The 20989-nt window shown below is 41.3% G+C and carries 14 protein-coding genes; 5 read left to right on the forward strand and 9 right to left on the reverse strand.

Annotated features, from left to right (window positions below; translation table 11 throughout):
- The first annotated feature begins 5 nt into the window (after positions 1-5).
- Positions 6-1319 (forward strand): dihydroorotase, encoded by a 1314-nt coding sequence (locus AB0756_RS05620; protein WP_038087364.1) that lies wholly within the window; start codon positions 6-8, stop codon positions 1317-1319.
- 293 nt (positions 1320-1612) lie between these two features.
- Here the strand turns inward: AB0756_RS05620 and AB0756_RS05625 are convergent, their stop codons facing one another.
- Positions 1613-2131 (reverse strand): peptidoglycan-binding domain-containing protein, encoded by a 519-nt coding sequence (locus AB0756_RS05625; protein WP_038087357.1) that lies wholly within the window; start codon positions 2129-2131, stop codon positions 1613-1615.
- A gap of 153 nt (positions 2132-2284) precedes the next feature.
- Positions 2285-3868: a phytoene desaturase family protein gene (locus AB0756_RS05630; protein WP_038087354.1), complete on the reverse strand. Its 1584-nt coding sequence runs from the start codon at positions 3866-3868 to the stop codon at positions 2285-2287.
- A 285-nt stretch (positions 3869-4153) separates the two neighbouring features.
- Between AB0756_RS05630 and AB0756_RS05635 the strand changes: the two genes are divergently transcribed.
- Complete coding sequence (locus AB0756_RS05635; protein WP_038087351.1) at positions 4154-4936, forward strand: ABC transporter ATP-binding protein; 783 nt, start codon at positions 4154-4156, stop codon at positions 4934-4936.
- A gap of 79 nt (positions 4937-5015) precedes the next feature.
- A complete protein-coding gene (locus AB0756_RS05640) occupies positions 5016-6578 on the forward strand; it encodes an MlaD family protein (protein ID WP_038087348.1) in 1563 nt (520 codons plus the stop codon).
- A gap of 78 nt (positions 6579-6656) precedes the next feature.
- On the opposite strand, the gene AB0756_RS05645 is transcribed toward AB0756_RS05640, so the two are convergent.
- Positions 6657-6947 (reverse strand): DUF3288 family protein, encoded by a 291-nt coding sequence (locus AB0756_RS05645; protein WP_038087346.1) that lies wholly within the window; start codon positions 6945-6947, stop codon positions 6657-6659.
- A gap of 243 nt (positions 6948-7190) precedes the next feature.
- Between AB0756_RS05645 and AB0756_RS05650 the strand changes: the two genes are divergently transcribed.
- Positions 7191-9656: an ATP-dependent Clp protease ATP-binding subunit gene (locus tag AB0756_RS05650; protein WP_038087343.1), complete on the forward strand. Its 2466-nt coding sequence runs from the start codon at positions 7191-7193 to the stop codon at positions 9654-9656.
- Positions 9657-10036: 380 nt separating this feature from the next.
- On the opposite strand, the gene AB0756_RS05655 is transcribed toward AB0756_RS05650, so the two are convergent.
- From AB0756_RS05655 to AB0756_RS05680, 6 genes are all read right to left on the reverse strand, one after another.
- Positions 10037-11596 carry a rhomboid family intramembrane serine protease gene (locus tag AB0756_RS05655; protein ID WP_038087339.1) on the reverse strand — a complete coding sequence of 520 codons (1560 nt, stop codon included), beginning with the start codon at positions 11594-11596 and terminating at the stop codon, positions 10037-10039.
- Between the two features lie 246 nt (positions 11597-11842).
- Positions 11843-12931, reverse strand: coding sequence for an AI-2E family transporter (locus AB0756_RS05660; protein WP_038087336.1), 1089 nt, complete (start codon positions 12929-12931; stop codon positions 11843-11845).
- Positions 12932-13079: 148 nt separating this feature from the next.
- Positions 13080-14516, reverse strand: a complete 1437-nt coding sequence (locus AB0756_RS05665; protein WP_038087332.1) for a bifunctional orotidine-5'-phosphate decarboxylase/orotate phosphoribosyltransferase — start codon at positions 14514-14516, stop codon at positions 13080-13082.
- Positions 14517-14764: 248 nt separating this feature from the next.
- A complete protein-coding gene (locus AB0756_RS05670; RefSeq protein ID WP_038087328.1) occupies positions 14765-15472 on the reverse strand; it encodes a molybdopterin-dependent oxidoreductase in 708 nt (235 codons plus the stop codon).
- Positions 15473-15548: 76 nt separating this feature from the next.
- Positions 15549-16148 carry a cytochrome b/b6 domain-containing protein gene (locus AB0756_RS05675; protein WP_038087325.1) on the reverse strand — a complete coding sequence of 200 codons (600 nt, stop codon included), beginning with the start codon at positions 16146-16148 and terminating at the stop codon, positions 15549-15551.
- A 276-nt stretch (positions 16149-16424) separates the two neighbouring features.
- The gene (locus AB0756_RS05680) at positions 16425-18413 is read right to left on the reverse strand and encodes a PAS domain-containing protein (RefSeq protein ID WP_050046321.1); all 1989 of its coding nucleotides are present in this window, start codon (positions 18411-18413) and stop codon (positions 16425-16427) included.
- Positions 18414-18925: 512 nt separating this feature from the next.
- Between AB0756_RS05680 and AB0756_RS05685 the strand changes: the two genes are divergently transcribed.
- Entirely contained in the window at positions 18926-20857 is a 1932-nt protein-coding gene (locus AB0756_RS05685) for an AAA-like domain-containing protein (RefSeq protein WP_038087324.1), read from the forward strand.
- Positions 20858-20989 lie beyond the last annotated feature (132 nt).

The following is a 20989-nucleotide window of genomic DNA, read 5'->3' on the forward strand; positions in this document are numbered from 1 at the left end:
GTAAAATGACAAGCGAACTGCTACAACAAGTCAGGGTTATTGACCCGGTATCTGGGATTGACCGCATTACTGATGTGCTGATTAAGGACGGCGTAATTGGGTTTGTTGCCGATAACATTTCCGATCTGCCAAATGATACCCATATCAAAAATTGTCAGGGGTTAATTCTGGGACCGGGATTGGTGGATTTATACAGTCATTCTGGAGAACCTGGGTTTGAAGAAAGGGAAAGTCTTTTTTCTCTCATGCAAGCTGCTTCTGCTGGAGGTTTTACAAGAATTAATATATTACCTGATACATCCCCAGCTATTGACGATCCCTCTGTTGTTGCACAGTTGTTGCAGAAAAGCAAAATGTTAGAGGGACAAGGAGACATTTCTTCCCCTATATCTCTTCCTCTTGTGAATCTTTGGGGTGCCATAACTGAGAAAGTCGTTGGTAAGCAGATGACCGAATTGGCAGATCTAACAGCCGCAGGGGTAGTTGGTTTTACAGACGGTCATCCTTGGGAAAATTTTGCCTTGGTGCGGCGAGTTTTGGAATATGTCCAACCTTTGGGGAAACCGATCGCTTTTTACTGTTGCAATCCGGAGTTAAAAGGAAATGGAGTCGTAAGGGAAGGTTTAGATGCGATCCGGTTGGGGTTACCTTTTATACCTATGAGTTCTGAAACTTCTGCTATTGCTGCTTTATTAGAATTAGCTTCTCCTATAGGCGTACCAGTACACATTATGCGTGTTTCTACTGCTCGCAGTGTTGAACTTATTGCTTCGGCAAAAGCTAGAGGCGTACCCGTGACTGCCAGTACAACTTGGATGCATCTTTTATTGGATACAAAAGCAGTAAAAAGTTACGATCCGAGTCTGCGATTGGAACCACCTTTAGGAAACTCTCAAGATTTAGCGGCTTTGCGGCAAGCAGTAAAAACAGGTGACATCGATGCGATCGCTATTGACCATTCACCCTATACCTATGAAGAAAAAACTGTAGCTTTTGCTGAAGCCCCACCTGGTGCAATTGGTTTTGAATTAGCGTTTCCTTTTCTCTGGCAGTATCTTGTGGAAAGTGGGGAATGGACAGCTGTTGAATTGTGGAGAGCTTTAAGTACCCGTCCTGCAGAGTGCTTGCAGCAACAACCCAGTGCGATCGCACCAGGGCAAAAAGTAGAAATGATACTATACGATCCTCAAGCAAACTGGAAAGTCGAAAAGAAAAATCTTTACACGCTGTCAACTAACACGCCTTGGTTCGGTCAACAGATCCAAGGTCGTGTTGTACGGACTTGGGTTAGCAGCGATCGGCGATCGAGCGTAGATTGAGTACTGTAGAACATATTACGGTCGAGCTTTATCCCTGGTTAAAACGTCTACAGTGGTGTACAGATCTCTAAAAAAGAGATGAAACATCGTCAAAAGGGAGAATTGGAATAAAGTTCCCCCCAATTTATCGGGGGGTTAGGGGGGATCGAAACCGCTTTTAATGCACCTTAGAAGACTTGTGTACACTACTGCAGGGTTAAAACGCAGGGGGTAAAGCTCGACCCGTAGAGCTAAAGCCCCGTGTTTTTATTTCCCTTTTTGAGCTTCAATGTACTTTTTAAGCTTGCTCACCTTTAGCAGAACACAGTATTGACTTTGCTTAACTCGAACCAAGTGCGATCGCCGATAATTCCATCTACAGGCAATCCAGTACGTTTTTGCAAGGATTTTACTGCAGTTTCTGTCCCACTACCAAAGTCACCATCAATAGCACCGTTATAGTCACCCGCGAGTGACAGTCTTTCTTGCACTTTCTTAACGACTTCACCCTTGCTACCTTTTTTCAGAATTGGCATATCAACAGGCGCACCTTTAAAAAGTGCTTGCCAAGTCTTGTTGCCAACAACTCCATCTTGTGCAAGAAAAACCTTACCTTGAAAGAGAATGACTGCATTTTTCGTCTTAGCACCAAATACGCCGTCAATAACTTCTTCACCAGGAAATACACAAGCACCATCAGGACCAAGAAATACAAAAGCACCATATTGTAATAACAACTTTTGTAGTTCTTTTACAACTTCACCTTTAGAACCTTCTTTAAGAACTGGCTTGTTAAGTTGAGCAGAAGCAGTTACTTGATTACCAGCAGTCATATTTATTTCCTTTAATTGTTTGTATCCTTAGAATCACCGAGCAATTCATCGATTTCGGAAACACAATTTTGAAGAAACTCTTAAGAGAATGTTTTAAATGGGGTGGCTGAGGTCTGTAAGAACCTCAACCTTAAGAATTAAGAGACGTTTTTCTTATAAATTTTTCAATAACTCCTGTGTTTGCCGTGGCATAACGAGTGTGTTCGCGCACAAAATACCAGACGCTGCTACAGCTGGCACACCAATTCCAGGCATCGTACTATCACCGACTCGGTACAAACCTGGTATTGGTGTTTGCGGTCCTGGAAACATCCCCTTACCCGCTTCAATGGCTGGACCGTAAGTTCCGCGATACCTCCGCAAATAATAAGCGTGAGTTAAAGGTGTGCCAATCAGTTCTAACACGACACGTTCCCTGATATTTGGGATAATTCGCTCTAAGGCTCGATATAAAGCTTGTGCTTTTGATTGCTTATTTTGTTCGTAACTATCATTCCGTTCCCACCCAGTAAAAGGTTCCAAAGTATAGGCATGAACGACATGATGACCTTCTGGTGCTAGCGTTGCATCCCATACGCTAGGAATAGATATCATACAGGTATTTCCGGGTGCTGTCATATCTCGATCGCCATCAAGAACAACGACATGATGCCCTGTTAAATTTTCTAAATCCCCAGCATGAATGCCTAAATGCAAGTGCATAAAACTGTCAACAGCCGGTGTACCTAAAGCTGTTTGGCAGAAAGATGAAGGCAAATCTTCAGGTTGTAGCAGATGAGAGTATGTATTCCAAAGACTGGCATTGGAAATAACCACGGGTGCTTTGAGAGTTTGACCGTTTTTGAGGCGCACACCAGTAACCTTACGTGGAGATGCTCCATAATGCCTCCGCTCTTGTTGTACTGGGTAGTTTGTTTCATCATCTTCCGTCTTGGAACCACAAGTTTCTACAAGAATTCGCTCGACATGATGACCCAATAACAATTCACCACCCCAACGCTGGAATCCTCGAACCAAAGCGTTGACGATTGCGCCACTTCCACCGATGGGATACTCCACACGAGTACGGGAACGTTCACCCAACATGAAAGCGACCTCAGGAGCAATAGTGCCATGTGCCTTTAAACCAGATAATAAAAAACATTCCAAATCGATCAGCTGCCTTACCCAAGGATCTTTTACTGTTGCATCCATCACATTACCTACAGAAGATTGCACGAGCAGCAGGTTAGGTAACATTTTCAATAAAGACGGTAAGTACTGCCCAACTAAGACGGGTACTAACTGCCAATCAGCCCTTAAAGCCAAAGAAGGAATATCTTTCATCGCCTCGTATAAAGGTAGCAAGCGGTCTGCAAACCGCTTCCACTCCTTAGCACCTTGGGGTGTCGTTTTGGCTATTTCTTCACAATAACGTTCTGCATTGCTATAAACCGGAAAAGAAATATTTGGCAAGTGATAATGACCGAGGGGGTCATAAGCTACAGTTTGTAAAGATTCACCCAAAGCGTCTAAAACCTGTTTGACAGGATTTAAACTCTTGGCACCAGTCAGCCCACAATAGAATGAAGGGCCAGAATCAAATTCAAACCCCCGTCGTTTAAAGCTATGTGCAGCGCCTCCCGGAACTGTGTGGCTTTCACAAACAACGACCCGCTTACCATAACGAGCAAGTAATGCAGCAGCAGTTAACCCGCCGATACCACTTCCAATGACTATGACATCAAGATTTTCCATTTTTGTTAGTAGTTAGTAGTTAGTAGTTAGTAGTTTATCTCCCACTAACCACTAATCATGTACGGGTGGGGCGGCTTGCGCCCTCCTACTAACTACTAACCCTATCTCCTTACGGAGAAGCTCTCGTCGCGCTACGCGTTGCCTTTCTGCTATGCCCGTAAGGGGTATTCGTGAGGGGGATCTCCTGTGTCCTACGTGCAAAGCACACGCTACGCGATGCGAAGTTGCGCTCGCAGGCAACCCACCAACAGGACTGGGTTCACCACTAACCACTAAACATTAACAATGACCAAACCATTAATTGAACTAAAAGGCGTTTCAAAGTCTTTTGGTAGCAATAAAGTACTAGATAATGTAGATTTGACGATTGACCGAGGAGATGCACTGGGAATTATTGGTCCTAGCGGTACTGGTAAGTCAACAATTCTACGAGTTATTGCTGGATTGCTTTCTCCCGATGAAGGAGAGATTTACATACAAGGAGAACGAAGAGAGGGTTTGATTGAAGATGCTAGAGATCCAGTTGGTATTGGTATGGTATTTCAACAAGCAGCATTGTTTGATTCTTTGACAGTTGAGGAAAATGTAGGTTTTTTACTCTATCAACACTCAAAACTTCCCCGTCAGAGGGTTCGAGAACTGGTTAATGAAAAATTAGAAATGGTTGGGTTGGGGGGAATAGGCGACCGTTTTCCAGCCGAACTTTCTGGGGGTATGAGAAAACGGGTTAGTTTCGCTCGTGCTATCATGTCTAATCCCGATAACCCTAAAGACACTCCAGAAGTTTTGCTATACGATGAACCAACAGCCGGATTAGATCCCATTGCTTCTACGGTGATAGAAGATTTAATCCGGCATTTGCAATGTACACAAGGAGTTTGTGGTACTTATGCTATTGTAACTCACCAAGAGAGCACTATTCGTCGCACGGCTGATAGATTGGTGTTTCTCTATCAAGGTAAAGTGCAATGGCAAGGTACAGTGAGTGAATTGGATAAAACAGACCATCCTTTGATTAAACAGTTTATGAGCGGGAGTGTAACTGGACCAATTCAGGTTATTGGCTAGAACGATTTTGGATTTTGGATTTTCGATTGGTCTTCCATCCAAGATTTAAAATCTAAAATTTATAGAGAGGAGAATTGATATGCGATCGCGAACATTTCGAGAAGGTTCTGTAGGACTATTGCTTTTACTAGGATTGGGTGTCTTCGGTCTAATTTTTGTATGGTTAAATAGAGTGACTGCTGCACGCAATTCCTATAAAGCTATTGTTGAATTTGCTAATGCTGGAGGAATGCAAAAAGGCGCAGTTGTTAGGTATCGCGGTGTGAAAGTAGGCAGAATATCCGACATTAGACCCGGTCCAAATAATGTTGAAGTGGAAATTGAAATTGGCGATCCCAACCTCGTTATTCCCAATGATGTGAAAGTTGAAGCCAATCAATCAGGGTTGATTAGTGAAAGTGTTGTTGATATTACTCCAAGAACAAAGTTGATTCCCTCTGGGGATTCTACTAAACCCTTGGACAAAAATTGCAATTCCCAGGTCATTGTTTGTAATGGTTCTCGGTTAAAAGGTCAAATTGGCATCAGTCTTGACGAACTTATTCGCACAACAACAGATTTAGCAACCCTGTACACTAATCCACAATTTTATAAAAATGTGAATAAAGCTGTGGAAAATACTGCAGTGGCGGCAGAAAGTGTTGCTCAATTGAGCCGCAACTTGAATGTTTTAAGCAAAAGCTTACAACAACAAATTATTGGTATTTCCGCAACGACAGGTACAATTCAACGCTCGACAACTCAACTGACGTCATCCACAACCCAAACCTTAAACCAAATTAGTAGAACGGTAGGGCAGTTTAGTGGTACAGCCAGTCAATTTGGTGAGACAGCGAGGGAAATCCGTTTAACGGCCAATCAAGCTAATAAACTGATTAACAACCTTGATACTGCACTTGGAGAAAACCGTTCTTCACTAGTTGCCGCGTTAAATAATATTACTGAAACTAGTAATGCGTTGCGTCAAACAGTCAGCAGCTTATCGCCTACTGTCAATCGCGTTACCCAAGGGCAATTACTGCAAAATTTAGAAACTCTCTCGGCAAACGCTGCTCAAGCGTCTGCCAACTTGCGCGATGTGACCAACACTCTCAACAATTCCAACAATTTATTGGTACTGCAACAAACTCTAGATTCTGCAAGGGTAACCTTTGAGAATACCCAGAAAATCACATCGGATTTAGACGAATTAACAGGAGATCCAGCTTTTCGGCAAAATCTCAGACAACTTGTTAATGGTTTGAGTAGCTTGGTATCTTCCACACAAGAAATGCAGCAGGATATACGTGTTGCCACAACTTTGGATTCCATCAAAGCTGTCGTTCACAATTCCAAGACTGGAACTCCCCCCACAACTACGAAGTTACCACAGATGACATTTAACATTCCGTTAGATAGCGAGCTCGGTCCCGTTAAAACTGCTTTACCAACATCAATTACCTTTACAACTGGTACTCCAAGTGTAGATCGGCAGCAAATCGTCATTGATGATGTCGCTCCTAAGGTGATAAGAAGTTTCGATCGACTCCCCGCTCAACCACCTCAACAACTCGAATCAGTTACAACGTCTACTCATTCCCCGTCATCCCAAGAAAATCTTTTAAAACAACTCAGACAGCATCGTGAGACGAGAGGGGAGTAGGGGGAGTGGGGAGACACTGGGGACAAGGGAGAAGTACTAATCCCCAATCCTCATTGCCAATCCAAAATTCACACATTCCTAGTTCCAATCTTCTTCTTCTCGTTTGCCGCGACTCTTGTAAATACCCCCAAGGCTGTGCAACTGGCGAGTTTTCTCAAACAATTGTTCTTCGGTAAGACCCCATTGCTGTAAAATCTGGTTTAGATCCCGTTGAATGTCTCTGGCACCAGGGAAACCTTGATAGCGCATTCGCAATCTAGCTAATTCTGCTAAATTATAATCAGTAGCCTCTTGAGTTAGCAAAGTGTCGATGATGGGGCGATCGCGATTGTAGAGAGGATGCTGTTGCTCTTTGTTTCCTGCACTCATAAAATTTACAATGAAAAAGTGTTAGTAGTTAGAAGTCGCTTGTTTAAAAATTACCACTAACGACTAACCACTAACGACTAACGATTAACCTCATCGGCTAATACACCTTATCTCTTACGGGTCTCACTACTGTCAGTCACCTTTGAATAAAGATACATTGTCATTAAGTAAAGTAAACAAATGTTCAGGTGAGGGTGAGTTACATCACCCGAAGCCCAAGCAGCAAGGGAGCAAGTACCCGCTATGTTTGAACACTTCACATCTGAAGCTATAAAAGTCATTATGCTAGCCCAGGAAGAGGCGCGTCGCCTGGGGCACAACTTCGTAGGCACGGAGCAAATTCTCTTGGGTTTGATTGGCGAAGGAACAGGGGTTGCTGCCAAAGTGCTGACCGACTTGGGCGTTACTCTCAAAGATGCACGTCGCGAAGTAGAAAGAATTATTGGTCGGGGCTCTGGCTTTGTCCCCCCGGAAATTCCTTTCACTCCCAAAGTGAAAAGCCTGTTTGAGCAAGCGTTTAAGGAAGCTCGCAGTCTGGGACATAACTACATCAGTACCGAACACTTACTGTTAGGGTTGACTGAGGCTGGTGAAGGTGTCGCCGCTAAAGTCCTGCAAAATCTCGGACTGGATCTCTCACAAGTCCGTACCGCAGTGATTCGCAATTTAGGCGAAGCGACATCGGTTTCTGGAAGTCGCGTTGGTAGCAGCAACGGTCAACGCCGCAACCAGTCTCTCACTTTAGAGGAATTTGGTAAAAATCTAACCAAGCTAGCTAAAGAAGGTAAGCTCGATCCTGTTGTGGGTCGTGAGAAAGAAATTGAGCGTGCAGTTCAAATTCTGGGTCGTCGCACGAAGAACAATCCCGTTTTAATTGGCGAACCAGGAGTTGGTAAAACGGCGATCGCAGAAGGTCTCGCTCAACGTATTGTCAATCAAGATATACCTGATATTCTACAAGATAAGCAAGTCATCAGCCTCGATATGGGGTTACTGGTGGCGGGGACTCGCTTCCGTGGCGATTTTGAAGAACGCTTGAAGAAAATCATGGATGAAATTCGCTCGTCCGGTAATATCATCCTGGTGATCGATGAAATTCACACTTTAGTTGGTGCTGGTGGTACTGAAGGCGGTATGGATGCTGCGAATATCCTCAAGCCAGCACTGGCTAGAGGTGAACTCCAGTGCATTGGTGCAACAACTCTTGATGAGTATCGCAAGCACATTGAGCGTGACGCCGCTCTTGAGCGTCGTTTCCAACCGATTATGATAGGTGAACCATCGGTAGAGGAAACTATTGAAATTCTCTATGGTTTGCGTTCTGCCTACGAAAGCCACCACAGAGTTCAAATCTCTGATGAAGCGTTGGTAGCTGCAGCTAAGTTGTCAGATCGTTACATTAGCGATCGCTTTTTACCCGATAAAGCTATTGACTTGATTGATGAAGCTGGTTCTCGCGTTCGCCTTCGCTATTCTTCAAACCCCGCAAATCGCGAGATTAAGAAAGAGTTGGCAAGAGTCAGCAAATCCAAAGACGAAGCGGTTCGGATGCAAGATTTTGATAAGGCAGGGGAACTGCGCGATCGCGAGTTAGAGCTTGAGGCACAGTTAAGAGAGATATCACAAAATGATAAGGCTGTCAATAGCCCTATTGTTGATGAAGAAGATATTGCTCAAATTGTTGCTTCTTGGACTGGCGTACCCGTTAACAAGCTGACCGAATCCGAATCTGAATTACTGTTGCACTTAGAAGATACTTTACACCAGCGTTTGATCGGTCAAGAGCAAGCAGTTACTGCAGTTTCTAGAGCCATCCGTCGTGCAAGAGTTGGTTTAAAAAATCCCAACCGACCCATTGCCAGCTTTATCTTCTCCGGTCCTACGGGAGTTGGTAAGACAGAATTAACCAAAGCGTTGGCTTCCTACTTCTTTGGTTCAGAAGATGCAATGATTCGGCTAGATATGTCCGAATACATGGAGCGCCATACAGTTTCCAAGCTGATCGGTTCGCCTCCCGGTTACGTGGGATTTGACGAAGGCGGACAACTGACGGAAGCAGTACGTCGCAAACCATACACGGTAGTGCTATTTGATGAAATTGAAAAAGCACATCCCGATGTATTTAATATGCTGCTGCAAATCTTAGAAGATGGTCGCTTGACTGATGCTAAAGGTCGTACCGTAGACTTTAAGAACACGCTGATCATCATGACCTCTAACATTGGTTCCAAGGTGATTGAGAAAGGTGGCGGTGGCTTAGGCTTCCAGTTTGCAGACGATGCAGCCGAAGCAAGCTACAACCGCATCCGCAGCTTGGTAAATGAAGAATTAAAATCTTTCTTCCGTCCCGAGTTCCTCAACCGTCTTGATGAAATCATCGTCTTCACTCAGTTGAAGAAAGACGAAATCAAGCAAATTGCCGACATTATGTTGCGCGAAGTTGCCAGCCGCTTGACCGAGAAAGGAATTAGTCTGGAAGTGAGCGATCGCTTCAAAGAGCGCGTTATACAGGAAGGATATGACCCCAGTTATGGTGCTAGACCGTTACGTCGGGCAATTATGCGCCTGCTAGAAGATTCACTTGCTGAGGCTATGCTTTCCGGGGAGATTGCAGAAGGCGATACAGCCAACGTTGATGTTGATGACGACGGACAAGTAAAAGTTACGAAGTCTCAAAGTCGAGAGTTGTTACTTGCAAATCTTGGCTAATTAAAGGATAAGTGTAAAGGATAAAGTATAAAAAACCTTTATCCTTCATACTCAGACTTTTTGGTAGCATTTAAAGACCCTCTCAACTCTTGCCAAGCAAGGGAATTTTTAGAGGTCCATCAAGGTAAACATTTGGTGAAATGGTACAAAATCTTAACCCTGGTAGCAATACCAGGGAATTTTTTTCTTTTTAGCCTAGCGATGTTCGTAATCGCGGTTATACAAACCAAGTCCGCCTGCGCGGACTCAAGACTGCTTGGTTAAGGTTGTTTCAGATATGTAGAGACACTTCAAACAGCGCGTCTTTAGAAAGATTGTTGCCAAGCAAAATTAATACATCGACTTCATATAGTATACATAGCTCAAATATGTCTTCTCCCTTAGATTTTCTTCAAAAGCAGCCCTACGAAAAATCCAACAATTAAGCCAGAAGTATGACCAACAAAACTAATCTGTGGTGTTGTTAAATCGAAAATGACTTGCAAAACAATCAGTGTAATAATTCCTCGCAAACTTCTAGCAGCAATGCGCGTTTTTTTCCTTTGCCAGTCAAGTAACAAAATAGCAGCAAAAGCACCAACAAGCCCCATGACGCATCCAGAAGCACCAACTGCAAAATTTGTCTGAGAATAACCTTTAAGTGACATAAAGGTTACAGCTAGCATGGAGCCGATCGCACTGGTAAAATATAACAGAACAAATCGAGGAAGTCCGATCGCAAATTCTACCAAACGACCAAACAAATAAAGACCTAGCATATTAAGTGCAAGGTGCAAAAAACCATAGTGAAGAAAAGCAGCAGCGAATAAACGCCACCATTCTCCCGCAACGACTTCTTTAGGAACTAACGCACCTAAATTATATAAATTATCAAGGTTAGTACTTCCTCCGAGCTTCACCTCAAGACCAAAGACCAGTAAATTTAAACCGATAATAAGATAGGTGGCAAATGGTTGGCGTGGCTTAACACCAACTCTACCGTTATATCTAGCTTCAGATTCCATTTCAGTACTGATTCTAGATAAAATTTGTTTGCTTCTCTCAGTTAAAACCGTTTCAGCTTCAACAACAGGATTGGATAAACGTCTTGCGACTGCTTTTTGGATGCGAAGATCGCTGCCATCACTTATACTTAAAAATTGCTCGCGAGCAATTATGTCTTTTCCTGCTGCTTGGTCAGCCGTTGCTAGCCAAAATATTTTAATAGTATCAGAATAGTTAAATAGCGAACTGCTAAGTAATTTCATGACTTGTTGTGTTTCACCGCAAAAGGCAAAAACAAACAAACGTGCGAGGTTTCGCGTTCTTATATTAAGTATTTTCTCAAAAGTGCGTTCGTAGCGTTCCCAGGTTAAAAGCATACTATTTAAGTTGCCAGTTTCCCCAAGCGCTCTTAAGTAGCTGTTTAGTGTATCGAAGTCCTTACGTAACGTTTCAGCTGATAAATTATCCTGTACCCATAGCAACAAGTCTTCCCAACGACCTTCTATTTGATATAAAGTTGCGATCGCAGAGCGACCAGTCGGTGTTTGAGCGCTTTTGTGACGCTCTAGAATTGCACTCGCTTCAGCAAAATTCCCATTCTGCGCCAATTCTAGAGCACGTAACAATTCTGGTCGTTCTCGCCAGCCATCTGCAGGATGTAACAGGGAAATAAATTTAGCTAATTTACTGGCTTGACCAAAATTTTGTTGGGCGCTCAGTTGATCGACTTTTCTGTTACCAATGTTAGGTGCGACTATTAAAATCACCCACAGAAACCCACCAATCAAGCCAGCTGCGGCTGGTGTAGCGTAAGCACTGATTGCTGTAACACTTAAGACAACTACAGAGATTGCAATCCAACCACGATTGTTTTTAGCAGAAATAAGTGCTGCATTCACTATGGTTGAAACACACGACAGACACACTAACCAAATCAGTAGGTGATTGAGATCCATAGAATTTAGATAAATTGGGCAATCCTGGTGGGACAGCGACTTCTATGATAGATTGATTTACTGCTAATGGCTAACGGCTAATGGCTAATGGCTAATGGTAAGATCGGCGTGCTCCGGTGGGTTTCCCGCACCCTGGCGACTGGCGTATAGCCCTTAAGGTCATAGCTTCGCGATACGAAGCGTCTCCGTAAGGAGATACAAGGGAGGGCAATTAGCCATTAGCAATTAGCCATTAGCAATTAGCAATTAACTCTCCTTTATTTCTGCCAATTCTTTACCCTCGATCTCATTCTGAGAATAATCAGATACGGATGACCAACCGTTAACAGCGTCTTTAATTACGCCAGCTACAGGAACAGCAATTAATAATCCCAACACTCCACCAATATATGTTCCTACTAACAAGGAAATTAAAACCCATATCGGTCTCAATCCAGTAAAACTACCTAAAAGTCGAGGTGCGATCGCTTGATCGATCGCTTGGTCTACAACCACAGAAACACCCAAAACCCTAACTGCTAGCCAAAAGTTGTGCGACACTATTATTAAAGTCACTATGGCAAGACTTGCAACATCACCAAAAGGAATTAAACTTAAAATTCCCACTCCCAAACCAAAGAGTAAAGCAAACTGAACGTTGAGAAGCAGAAATACTACAGTCAGTGAAAATCCCATCAACAAAGCCAATGCTATTTGACCGATTAAGTAGTTTTGAAAATTTCGCTGAACTGAGTGTTTCAGTTGTTGGCCAAAAGTCAAAGGTAGCTTTTTAAATATTCCTTCCCAGATTTTTCCACCATCCAATAAAAGATAGAAAGTTAGTACTATAGTAATTAAAGCTTCCGAAATACTATCAATTGTTTCTATGACAAGACTAAAGAGTTTATCAACAAGATACTCTAATTCATCAGGTAAACGATTTGCTATTTGAGTAAATATTTGATTGAAATTCCAGTTGAACCCGTGGCTAACTGTCCAGTTATTAAAAATTTGAAATTTTTGTTCTCCAGAATTAATCCATTCTGGAAGCAGATTATCCATGTCATAGAATTGTTGTGAAATAATAGGGATCAATGTCAAACCCAAAGCCAATAAAATAATTAAAGTAATGATAAAAACTAATGTAACTGCATAATTACGCTTAATTCCCTGTTTTTCTAGAATGGAAACTGGGTAATTTAAAATAAAAGCTAGTAGAGTTGCTAAGACCAGAGTTGTGACAATAGGTTGAAAGTATTGAAAAAATCTAAATGCGAGCCATCCATTAAGAAAAAATAAAGGAAATATCAGTGTCAGAATTAACAATTGTAGTAATTTATTAAGTGAAATCGTCATGTTGTTTTTAGTAGAATCTATGGATTGGGAAATGCCCGGTAATATTATTAGGTATGTTAATATTACTAAAAAATCTACTACCTTTAGTTATAAAATCTGAGAATATAGAACTATTCGCTCAGAAATACTTGACAACATGACTGCAAAACTACTCTTCTGTCCTTAAAGCTAAAAATTGCTCTCGATCGATACGTCCGGCTTTGTAGAGCGTTTCTGTAATTTCTGATATTGTTAAAACTGCATACCCGCGATAACCGTTTTCTTGCAGCCTGTCCATAACTCCTTGTTCGTGGTTGATAAAGACCACAATATCCTTAATATTTAATCCTGCAGATTTTAATTTTTCTGCTCCTTCCATTGCGCTTTTGCCACTAATAAGAATATCATCAACTACCACAACTGTTTCTCCTGGATAAAACTCTCCCTCAATCACCCGTCGGGTACCGTGAGCTTTTACTTCTTTACGGGGGAAAATCATGGGACAATGGAGACGCAGGGCTAAACCGGTTGCTGTAGGTAAAGACCCATAGGGAATACCTGCGACTCTATCAAATGTTAGTGTTCTTAAAATATCCTCATATGCCTTAAGAACTTGATTAAAAAGTTGCGGATTGGAAATAATTTTGCGTAAATCTATGTAGTAAGGAAATACAGCACCTGAGGCTTGCACGTAGTTGCCAAACATGACACAGCCAATATCGTAAAGCTGCAAAATCAAATCTTGTAGGGGATGTTGATTGACCAAAGAAAGATCGGGTAACCAAACAGAACAACTCGAAGCATCAAGATTAATTTGGGTTTTTGCTCGCTCGATCTCTTCTTGTAAAGACTGGACTTGTTCGGATAAATCTTCCTGTGATAGCATATCTTGCGGTATGGGAATTAACAAACCATCACCATTTTTATTTAAACCAGCTGCTAAAATTTGATTAATATTGTTCCCTTCTGCCCAGATACTGCGAGTCATAATAATCCGTTCGGGAGCAGTTGCACGAATTCGTGCTATGACTTCAGGCTTTGTTGTTCCTACTTCCAAACCTAATTGTTCTGGAGTTCCCCAAGTTCTAGATTCTTTAACTATTTGTAAATAAAAAGGTGATTCATCTGTAGGATAGTGCTGTAACTTCATAGCCGCAGGATTGGAAGTACAGCATAAAATAAAAGCGGCTTTATCTGGATAAACTAAAAACGGTGCAATATGGTCTTGTCCTGCATAAGAACTCAAAGTTACAGCATCCACATTCCACTCTGTAAACACAGTACGAGCAAAGATAGTACTTGTGTTTAAGTCACTGTGTTTGGCATCTAAAATAATTGGAATATGGGAAGGAATAATTGCTAGGGTTTGATGCAGCAGTTCTAAGCCTGGAATACCCAAAGCTTCATAAAAACCTAGGGTGGGTTTATACGCACAAACTTTATCGGCTGTTTTGGAAATAATAAATTGCAACCAATCCCACAACCGAGGTATTATATTTTGGGATTCGTATCCAAGAGGCATCATTTCCGGGTTGGGGTCAAGTCCGACAAAAAGCAAACTTTGATTTTGTGCGATCGCTCCATTTAATTTGTCAAAAAAGTTCATATTTTTTTAAAAGGATAAACGGCAAAAGAGATTGAACTTATGCTCAATTTTACGGGCAATAGTATTGACAACTAAATGAGTGAGTTAAAGATTGAATTGATGTTAAGACTGGGAGCATCGCAATGAGACAAAACACCTGGCGATTGGAAATCGCGGCTATACAAGCTAAGTCCGCCTGCGCGGACTAATACAAAGTCCACCTACGTGGACGAGCGTTTGTATAGCCGAGGCAGCGCGTTGCATCAGAGCTACAATCCTGCAAACCATTCATAACCTTGGTCTTCCCAATACCCCTTAAAAAGCGATAATTGACTTACTAGCGTAATTTGAGTCACCCACTTACTTTGTTTGTATCCAAGTTTTACAGGAGAAGCCAAACGCAAAGGTGCGCCATTCTCTACTGGTAATGTTTCACCATTTTTTTGATAGGCTAACAAAGTTTGGGGATGTGAGGCTGAAGCAATATCCCAACTTGAGTAGTAGCCATCAGCGGATTTAAAGTAAACATATTTAACATTTGGCTGAGGTTGAGCAAGAGCAATAATTTCTTGCAAACGCACACCCGCCCATTGCACGATCGCAGCCCATCCTTCAACACAAACATGACGAATAATCATGGATGTTAAAGGCAAAGCTTGAATGTCTGTCATGCTAAGATTGAGAGGATGCTTCACTTCACCGTCAACAATTAAACGATATTTCGTCATGTCAATAATTGGATTATCTCTAAAGCTATTGACTAATAATGCTTCTGGTTCAATCTCGTTAGCAGAAAATTCAGGAACGGGCTTTTGTGGATTCAATAACAAGGCTTCCACTTTTTGATTTAGGGGTTCGGAGATTTTTCCTACAATATCCTCAAATAAAGGTGTACCGCATCCACTTAGCAAAAAACCAAGACTAGAAATCCCTGAAATATTGAGGAATTGACGGCGATTTACACGAATTATATTCATAAAATTGGTATTTTTTATTTCTTAGTTGTTAACGCTCGGCAATTAGTTATTAATAGCAACTAATCACTTAAATCTTTTACCAAAACATAGAGTCGGTTAACTCTGTACCCCCAGCTTTACGTCCCAAAAACCAGTGAATCACTGAAAACAAAACAACAATTGGCACAGAGGAAAAATGCACTATTCTTAGTGCTTGCCAACTCCCAAATATATCTACAATCCAGTAGAATTGCGCGGGCTTATACATTCCTATTCCTGTAAATAAAGCTAGAAGTAAGATAGGAATTATAGATGTATAAACAATACGATGAAAAGCATAGATTAAACGTTGAGAATTTTTACTTTTTTGTAGTGCTTTCAAGTCATTGGTTCCTACAAATCGATAACGCCAGCGTCGTGTAACTAAAATATAAATTCCATACCACAGCAAGTTCAACGAAAATAACCACATAGCAGCAAAATGCCAATGTCTACCGCCTGCTAGCCAACCTCCCATTGTAAATAAAGGCGGAATATGCCAACCACCCCGCCCGCCAAATACAGGATTGGCATTATAAATTTGCAAACCACTGGTAAGCATGATAAATAAGCTGATGATATTAACCCAATGAAAAATCTTTGCTCCTAGCGCTTGAGTTGGTAGCTTTCGAGGTTTAAAGGAAATGGTTGGAGTCATGTTGGGATTGGGGATTGGGTAATATAGGCTGCGATATCCCCGATGTCTTGGAGAAGTCGGGGCTCTAACCAATTTAAATATTTTACTAAAAAAAAGGAGCGAGATTAAACCCCACTCCCATTTGCTCTCTTGCTACCAAACTTGAATATTGTAACGACTCCTGTTCCGCTAAAAAATTCCCAATTTTCCTCTTTTCCTTTTTTGAGTTATTTCTGTCTTTGCAGTTTAGTTTAATGGGGAATTTCGGATTGGAAAGTAGAAACTTAATAACTTATACTAAAAACTCGCACCTTGTATAAGATCGGCATAAGTCATAGTTTTATAGCTTAGTTCAATTGCAAACTCCGTTCCTTGACCTAATTGAGAGTTAAACTTCAATTTCCCTTTATGTTTTTCCACGATAATTTGTTTGCTGATTGATAGTCCCATTCCTCCTACTTTGCCTTTTGATTTGGTGGTAAAAAAGGGTTCAAAAATGTGTTTCTTCAAGTGAGGAAGAATTCCTTTGCCATTATCCGAGATACGAATAACAATTTTACGTTGCTTTGATGGTTGACTGCTATAATTCCCAACTAATGAGAAAGGATTGTTGATAGCTTCTGTACGAATCCATATCTTTGGAATAAAGGAATTATCCTGCTGTATCCTTTCTTCTAATGCATCGATAGCATTATTTAATATATTCATAAATACTTGATTTAACTCGCTTGCATAACACTTAACGAGTGGTAACTCCCCAAATTCTTTAATAATTTGTATTCGAGGTCTACCAGGTTGTTCTTTTAAACGGTGTTGTAAAACTCTCAAAACGCAATCCAACCCTGTATGTATGTCAGCCTTCACCATTTTCTCGTCTTCTAACCTTGAAAAACTCCATAAGGCAGAGGCAATTTCTTTAATGCGTTCGGAACTCGATCGCATTGACCACAGCAATTTCAAAATATCGTGTTTCGCAAAATTTAAGTCCAATTTTTGAATTTCTGATGTAAATTCTGTTTTGGATTTAGGATAATTTTGCTGGCAAAATTCTAGCAATCGAATTAATTCTTCTGCATACTGACTAACAGGATCTAGGTAAGCAGTTATCAAATGAATGGGATGGTAAATATCACCCGCTACATCTACTACAAGTTTACCAAAATTAGCCATTTTACCATTTTGCAATAACTTCTCTCGGAAATTCTTTAAATCTTCCTGAGTGTCTTTGAGTTGCTGTGTAGTTTTTTGTTCTTGAGCTTCGACAATTGCTCTTGAGGCAATTTCTTGGTGAACTTGTTCAATTAACTGGCGTTGCTGAATTGCGATCGCAATTTCAAAACTGACTTGTCTTAAAGTTTCTATCTCCCATTCTTGCCAATGACGGTTACTGGAACTATCGTAAATTACCAACAAGCCCCATAAGTTGTTTTGACAACACCAGCGAAGAAGTTCGTTTTCCTGGTTGACAACTTGCAGGTGGGAATTTGGAATTGGAGATATTGTATTTTGATAGTCGTCTAATTTCAGAGAGATGGGAAAAACCAAACTGGTTTTAGTTTGACGTTTATCTAAGTAAATATATTGATTTTGCTCGTTGACCGACTCAACAGCCATCACTCGATTTTCATCCTTAGAAAAACGATAAATGACTGTGCGGTTTGTTTGTAAAAACTGTCGTACAACATTTGCTATTGTTTCAAGTATTGGCTGTAGCTGAGAACGAGAATAAATGAATTTGCGGATGGTATTTAGCAAACATTCCCGCTTTCTCATCTGGTGCAATGCTTGTTCTTGAAGTTTTTGTCCGGTGATGTCTTGGTGTGTTCCTACCATTTGCACTGGCTGACCGGACCGATCCCACTGAAACACTCTCCCTCGGTCAAAAATCCACTTCCACTCTCCGGATTTAGCTAACATTCTAAATTCGACTTCGTAGACTGGTATGCGACCTTCTAAATAATCCTCTAACACCTCCATCACTTTGGGAAAGTCCTCTGGGTGTACGAGTTTCTCAAAGGAGTTATGGTGATTCTCTATTTCTTCTACTTCATATCCCAAGATATGCTTCCACTGAGGGTCGTAGTAGGTTTTGTCAGTCACTAAATTCCAATCCCACAGACCCAAGCCAGTTGCTGCTAATGCTGTTTGCAAACTACTAGTGTGTGAGCGTTGGCAAAGTTCTGTGAAAGCTTGGTGTGTCTGCTGCTCTAGCTTTGCTAACGCTTTGGCGCTTCGTGATGAAAGTAGAGCTTCCCTATGATGAGTAGCCGATCCTTCTGTATACATAGCTGCTAGTCTGATAAGGAAAATAGCTTGTAGCTCAATAGCTGCTTTAGCACCCTAACGGTATATGCATAGAATGTGCTGGTATAGTCCTAGATGGTTACTTCCCCTGTAACTGACATGGGAGATACGTCAATCCCTATTAACAATTTCGATGGTAGTTGAAAAAAGGTAAACAGAATAATGTAACCTGTCCTTTGGTCACAAATACTGTTGTCCGGAAAAAATTAGCTACATTTTATCCTGCTACTCTTTCAGAATGACAGAATACTAAGTATATAAAGTTACAATTAAACAGATTAAGGATTGGTATAGAATTGCTTGAAAGAGCTGCAATCGGGTCTTGACAAAGAACTCAGAATTTTACAAAATTGTCAATATTTTTTTGTAGCTTTTTTATGATTGTCTAGCCCAATCTTACAAAACGGAGGCTACATTTGAATCAATACTTACCGATTAAACTTTTACAGGAAAAAATTTGGGGAAAGTTCACACAAGTCGGGTCTGATGACTAAATGACTATAGATGAAATCGTATTACTACTAAAGGCAAACACTCCGAACTCGTTAACTCCACTCCAAGAGATGGTTTTACGTTCTTCTTGGGAAGGAAAAACTTATACAAGTATAGCAGTTGAAGCACATTACGGAGAAGAGAGGGTTAGAAAAGTCGCTTCTCATTTATGGCAAGTTTTGAGTGACTTTTGGAAAGAGCCAATTGGTAAATCCAACTTCCGTCAGATTCTGGAACCCCGCCGTTTAAGCAGAACGCAACAACAATTGCTCCGAGAATTCAACCGTAAAGATGAAGTCACATCCCTAGAATTTCCTAGCGGTCCGGTATCACTTAATTCTAAATTTTACGTTCCTCGTTCACCCCTTGAAGAACTGGCTTACGCGGAAATAGCAGAACCAGGAAGTGTAACTTGCATCAAAGCTCCTAAAAAAATGGGGAAAAGTTCCCTAATTCTACGGATTATTGCTCATGCCACAAGCCTTGGTTACAGCACGGTTCATTTAGATTTTCAGCAAGCAGATAGGGCGGTGTTTGCCAATCTTGATAAATTCTTGCGCTGGTTCTGCGCCAATGTCAGCCGGGAGTTGGGTTTGGAACTGAAACTCAACGATTACTGGGATGAGGATCTCGGTAGTAAAGTCTGTTGCTCTCTCTATTTTCAATACTATTTACTTCCATCTCTCAACAACCCTCTGGTTTTGGTGTTTAACGAAGTTGATTGGATATTTGATTATCCAGAAATTGCTGAAGATTTTCTCCCGCTTCTACGTTCTTGGTACGAACAAGCCAAATTAGTTGAAGTTTGGCAAAAACTTCGTCTTGTTCTGGCTTACTCAATGGAATTTTTTTTGCCTTTCAACTTGACTCATTCTCCATTTAATATCGGTTTACCTATCAAGTTAACGGAATTTTCAAAAGAACAAGTGCAGGATTTGGCGCAACGCCACGGATTGGACTGGTTTCACGGTTCTGACGCTGACAAACTCATGGCAATAGTGGGAGGACACCCATATCTGGTGAGGTTGGCTTTGTATCACCTGGTTAGTAAGGGAGGGATGGAACGCCATTTAGGGCAAATATTGCAACAAGCACCTACCGAAGCAGGAATTTATAATGAGTATCTCAGGCAATGTTTGTTGGTTCTGCGGGAGAAACCAGAATTAGGAGACGCTTTCCGTGAAGTGGTTTCTGCTAAAAGTGCCTTACAAATGGAACTACCTGTGGCATATAAGTTGTATGCTATGGGGTTGGTCAGTATTGAAGGCGATCGCTGTACTCCGTCGTGTGAATTGTACCGCTTGTATTTTCAAGAGCAACTTAACACTTATAGCGATCGCGGTCCCCGTTTGCAAGAATTGGAAAAAGAAAACCAACAGTTACGCGTTCTTTCAGGTTTAGATGAACTGACTCAATTGGTGAGCCGTCGTTCTTTTAATACCTATCTTCAAATAGAGTGGCAAAAAGCTTTGAGCAAACACGTTCCTCTATCACTCATTTTGTGCGATATTGACTACTTTAAAATTTATAATAAGACCTACGGAATTACCGCAGGTGATGACTGTTTGCGTCAAATTTCTCGCGTTATTAATCAATGTGTAAAACAATCTTTTCAAAGTGAAGATTTCAATAGCGCTCGCAATTCAGTTTTTGTTGCGCGTTATGGAGGAGAGGAATTTGCGATTCTCATCCAAACAGATGCAGCTAATGCTTTACACGTTTCTGAAGATATTCGAGAGCAAGTGAAAGCTCTCGGAATTCCTTGCGATTATCCTAATATTGGCGGACTTCCCGCTGATGTTTTAACGGTCAGTGTTGGTGTTGCTAGTTTGATTCCTGAAGCTCAAACCGATCCTCATACTTTGTTGATAACAGCAGAAAGAGCACTCATCCAAGCAAAAAGAAGAGGGCGCGATCGGGTAGTTTTTAATTAAGAATTTGTTCGTAGTATTTCCTTTTACTGTTTGTAAGGTTCTATGAATGCGTTTTAGCTTGTTATGAGATGCGTTCGGCTAGTTTGCAAAAAACGATAACTGTTAGAGAAGCAATGAAGTTGAAGAAATGCA

The organism is Tolypothrix campylonemoides VB511288_2, assembly GCF_045999855.1.
Taxonomy (GTDB): domain Bacteria; phylum Cyanobacteriota; class Cyanobacteriia; order Cyanobacteriales; family Nostocaceae; genus Scytonema; species Scytonema bouteillei_A.

Coding starts and splice junctions, on each gene's coding strand:
- AB0756_RS05660 (WP_038087336.1), bottom strand. CDS start 12,931: ATGACGATTTCACTTAATAAATTACTACAATTGTTAATTCTGACACTG.
- AB0756_RS05665 (WP_038087332.1), bottom strand. CDS start 14,516: ATGAACTTTTTTGACAAATTAAATGGAGCGATCGCACAAAATCAAAGT.
- AB0756_RS05655 (WP_038087339.1), bottom strand. CDS start 11,596: ATGGATCTCAATCACCTACTGATTTGGTTAGTGTGTCTGTCGTGTGTT.
- AB0756_RS05670 (WP_038087328.1), bottom strand. CDS start 15,472: ATGAATATAATTCGTGTAAATCGCCGTCAATTCCTCAATATTTCAGGG.
- AB0756_RS05630 (WP_038087354.1), bottom strand. CDS start 3,868: ATGGAAAATCTTGATGTCATAGTCATTGGAAGTGGTATCGGCGGGTTA.
- AB0756_RS05685 (WP_038087324.1), top strand. CDS start 18,926: ATGACTATAGATGAAATCGTATTACTACTAAAGGCAAACACTCCGAAC.
- AB0756_RS05635 (WP_038087351.1), top strand. CDS start 4,154: ATGACCAAACCATTAATTGAACTAAAAGGCGTTTCAAAGTCTTTTGGT.
- AB0756_RS05645 (WP_038087346.1), bottom strand. CDS start 6,947: ATGAGTGCAGGAAACAAAGAGCAACAGCATCCTCTCTACAATCGCGAT.
- AB0756_RS05650 (WP_038087343.1), top strand. CDS start 7,191: ATGTTTGAACACTTCACATCTGAAGCTATAAAAGTCATTATGCTAGCC.
- AB0756_RS05675 (WP_038087325.1), bottom strand. CDS start 16,148: ATGACTCCAACCATTTCCTTTAAACCTCGAAAGCTACCAACTCAAGCG.
- AB0756_RS05640 (WP_038087348.1), top strand. CDS start 5,016: ATGCGATCGCGAACATTTCGAGAAGGTTCTGTAGGACTATTGCTTTTA.
- AB0756_RS05620 (WP_038087364.1), top strand. CDS start 6: ATGACAAGCGAACTGCTACAACAAGTCAGGGTTATTGACCCGGTATCT.
- AB0756_RS05680 (WP_050046321.1), bottom strand. CDS start 18,413: ATGTATACAGAAGGATCGGCTACTCATCATAGGGAAGCTCTACTTTCA.
- AB0756_RS05625 (WP_038087357.1), bottom strand. CDS start 2,131: ATGACTGCTGGTAATCAAGTAACTGCTTCTGCTCAACTTAACAAGCCA.